We start from the raw sequence: 3,012 nt of genomic DNA on the forward strand, positions 1-3,012 counted from the left end.
ATACTTAAAAAATATAAAGATGATTTAACCAAAGAGCAATATGAGCAAAATAAATCTATTATTTGTGGATTTGCTATTGAGAATATGTTTGCAAATGAAGAAGACATTATAAATCTCATAAAAGTAGATAAACAAGAAAAAACACCTGATGAAATAATCGCCGAATATAAAAAAGAGTGGGGTGTAAATGATTGATAAAGTTTTGAAATTTTTAGATGATGGTATTCCTAAAAATGATTTTGATAGACAACTTTTAGCTTCTAATTTAGTAGGCGCAACAAATTTAATAGAGTTAAATAAAAAAGAAAGAATAATAACTCTACAAGCCGCTAAAAAATTAGAGCTTAATCCAATTAAAGGCAATTTTGATTATCAGCATTTAAAAGATATACATAAAGCACTTTTTGAAGATGTTTATACTTGGGCGGGACAAGATAGAATGCAAATGGGGCTAAAAGAAAAATTTGCAAAATATGCACCCAATGGAGCAATTATTAATTTTGTTCCTGGAAAAGAGTTAGATAAATACTCTAAAATAATTTTTGATGAACTTGCAAAAAATAATTATCTAAAAAACTCCAAAGATCTAAATCATTTTGCAAAAAATTTAGCAAAATTTATGGGCGAAATCAATGCTTTACACCCTTTTAGAGAAGGTAACGGCAGAACTCAAAGAATATTTTTAAATGAATTAGCTAAAAATGCAGGTTATAAACTTGATTTAAATTTAATTTCTAAGCATAAAATGATACATGCTTGCGTAGAAGCTTCACAATTAAAACCTGGAAGATTGGAGGCTTTAATTAAAGACAATCTAAAAAACTTTAGACAAAATTTAGATTTGGAGCAAAATAAAGGAATGTCGTTATAATACTATGAGAAAAGCCATTGCGATATTTGCCTTTTCTTTTGCGTTTCTTTTAATACTCTCATATCTTATTTTTTATTTTGGTGGTTTTCATTTTAATTATACAAGATCAATGCCTTTGGGCTTATACAAAGAGATTAACTCTTCCACTTTAAACAAAAACGATATTGTGCTTTTAAAAATACCACAAAAGAAAGAAATTTTATTAAAAAAGATTATCGCAGTAAATGGCGATTTTGTAGAAGTTAACACGCAAGGTGTTTTTATTAATGAAAGTCTTTTGCCTAATTCTAAAATTTTTTCATTTGATAGCGAAGGTAATTTACTAGAATTTAAACCCTTTAAACGCAAATTAAAAGAAAATGAACTTTTTGTAATAGGCGAAAATATAAAAAGTTATGATAGTAGGTATTTTGGAGTTGTTAATATACTCCAAAATGAAGTAAAAAAAGTTAAATTAATGATATCATTTTAATATTAATATAATATTAAAATATTAATTATTTAATATCAAAATAATATCATAAAAGGAAAATAAAATGAATAAAAAAGAACTTATTGAAGAAATTGCAAAAAAACACCATATAATCCTAGATGAAAATGATCCTATACTTGCAGTCGTTAGTGCAAATGAAATCATCTTTGATGATTTTTTAAAAAAAATAGATCTACTCTTTATAAAACACAAAACAGATTTAGAAAGCTATAAATTCAATATATTGAATGAAATAAGAGAATATAGCAAAAACAATCAAGAAGCTTTAAAAGATATTTTAATACAAGCACAGACAAATCAAAACACAATTAAGGCATCACAAGAAAAAACAGAAGACACCAAAGAAAAGAAAAATACAAATATTAATTTTTGGATTATCGCTATTGCTAGCCAAATTATTTTTCTTCTTGTTGGTTTAATCATAGGTATCATAATATAATATTATTTTATTATTCTTTTAATATTGTATTAATATTATTATGATATTATTATGATATTATTTTAATTTAAACTAAAAACAAGGTTTTATTATGATTATATCCATAGTAAATGAAAAAGGCGGGAGTGGTAAAACTACATTAGCAGTAAATCTTTCCGCAAGATTAGCCGAAGATGGAGACAATGTTTTACTTATTGACGCAGATCCGCAAAAATCGACTGAAGTTTTTTCGGATATGAGAAGTCAATCAAATTTAGAGCCTTTATTTTCAAATGTTTCGAAAACAGGCATTAGTTTAGGTGATGAGATTAAAAGAATGAAAAATGCTTTTGATAGCATTATAGTTGATACAGGCGGTAGGGATAGTAAAGAAATGCGAAAAGCTATACTTTCATCAAATATCATTATCATTCCTACAATTCCAAGTCAATACGATGTTAATGTGCTAGATCATATGCTAGAAATTTATAATGAAGTGATTGAAATTAATCCTAATTTATTGGCTTTGGTTTTAGTCAATAGGGTTTCACCTAATCCTTTTTTAGCAAAAGAATTAGAAAATTTAAAAGAATACATTAACGAAGCTAAAAAAGAAAAGGGCTTAGATAGAGTAATAATGCTTGAAAGCGTAATCTATGAAAGACAAGCTTATCGCAAAGCAGTAATAGAAGGTAAAAGCATGAAAGAATTTTGCGATAAAAACGACAAAGCTTTAAATGACTTTGAAAACTTTTACCAAGAACTTTTAAAAATAGCAAATGAAAAATTAGGAGTATAATAATGGGATTTAAAAAACTAAGTTCAGAAGCACCAAAAAATGAAAATGATTTTGTTAATTCTGCTCGTGGAGAAACAGGAAATGCAAAAACAGGAAATGCAAAAAGAAATAAAAAGCTTATGATAAATTTTACAGAAGAAGAATACCAAATTTTAAATCAAGAGGCTCATTCAATGGGCTTAAGCTTAAATTCTTATGTAAGATTTAAAATTTTTAGAAAGGAGTAGAAAAATGTTTTTAGATATAATTAGCAAAATATTCATATTTGTTGCAATTCATGCAATGATTATATTTATAATAAAATCACATATAGCAGTTATTAAAACGAGCTTGAAATATTTTGATTTTAGATTTATCATAACTTACAATTCTATATTTATTATCGCAGAATGCTTTGCTTTTTTTGCATACTCAAAATATATATTAAATTA

General features: G+C 25.9%; 7 protein-coding genes. All 7 read left to right on the forward strand.

Annotated features, from left to right (window positions below; translation table 11 throughout):
* Positions 1–195: hypothetical protein (locus CCO88_RS10435; RefSeq protein WP_002796208.1), on the forward strand; the 195-nt coding region annotated here is incomplete at its 5' end.
* Positions 188–871 carry a Fic/DOC family protein gene (locus tag CCO88_RS01350; RefSeq protein ID WP_002839120.1) on the forward strand — a complete coding sequence of 228 codons (684 nt, stop codon included), beginning with the start codon at positions 188–190 and terminating at the stop codon, positions 869–871. The genes CCO88_RS10435 and CCO88_RS01350, both read left to right, overlap by 8 nt.
* A gap of 4 nt (positions 872–875) precedes the next feature.
* Positions 876–1,343, forward strand: a complete 468-nt coding sequence (lepB, locus tag CCO88_RS01355) for a signal peptidase I (protein WP_002814358.1) — start codon at positions 876–878, stop codon at positions 1,341–1,343.
* 64 nt (positions 1,344–1,407) lie between these two features.
* Positions 1,408–1,803: a conjugal transfer protein TraM gene (locus CCO88_RS01360; protein ID WP_002782959.1), complete on the forward strand. Its 396-nt coding sequence runs from the start codon at positions 1,408–1,410 to the stop codon at positions 1,801–1,803.
* 91 nt (positions 1,804–1,894) lie between these two features.
* Positions 1,895–2,581: an AAA family ATPase gene (locus CCO88_RS01365; protein WP_002791558.1), complete on the forward strand. Its 687-nt coding sequence runs from the start codon at positions 1,895–1,897 to the stop codon at positions 2,579–2,581.
* Between the two features lie 2 nt (positions 2,582–2,583).
* The gene (locus tag CCO88_RS01370; RefSeq protein WP_002790621.1) at positions 2,584–2,808 is read left to right on the forward strand and encodes a plasmid mobilization protein; all 225 of its coding nucleotides are present in this window, start codon (positions 2,584–2,586) and stop codon (positions 2,806–2,808) included.
* Between the two features lie 4 nt (positions 2,809–2,812).
* Positions 2,813–3,012 (forward strand): hypothetical protein (locus tag CCO88_RS10790; protein ID WP_002791556.1); only part of this gene is annotated, 200 nt, incomplete at its 3' end.

Source organism: Campylobacter coli LMG 9860, from assembly GCF_000254135.1.
In the GTDB taxonomy this organism is placed as follows: domain Bacteria; phylum Campylobacterota; class Campylobacteria; order Campylobacterales; family Campylobacteraceae; genus Campylobacter_D; species Campylobacter_D coli.

What these genes read in the sequence shown, in the direction of transcription:
- CCO88_RS01350 (WP_002839120.1), top strand. Translation starts at nt 188, where the DNA reads ATGATTGATAAAGTTTTGAAATTTTTAGATGATGGTATTCCTAAAAAT.
- lepB (WP_002814358.1), top strand. Translation starts at nt 876, where the DNA reads ATGAGAAAAGCCATTGCGATATTTGCCTTTTCTTTTGCGTTTCTTTTA.
- CCO88_RS01360 (WP_002782959.1), top strand. Translation starts at nt 1,408, where the DNA reads ATGAATAAAAAAGAACTTATTGAAGAAATTGCAAAAAAACACCATATA.
- CCO88_RS01365 (WP_002791558.1), top strand. Translation starts at nt 1,895, where the DNA reads ATGATTATATCCATAGTAAATGAAAAAGGCGGGAGTGGTAAAACTACA.
- CCO88_RS01370 (WP_002790621.1), top strand. Translation starts at nt 2,584, where the DNA reads ATGGGATTTAAAAAACTAAGTTCAGAAGCACCAAAAAATGAAAATGAT.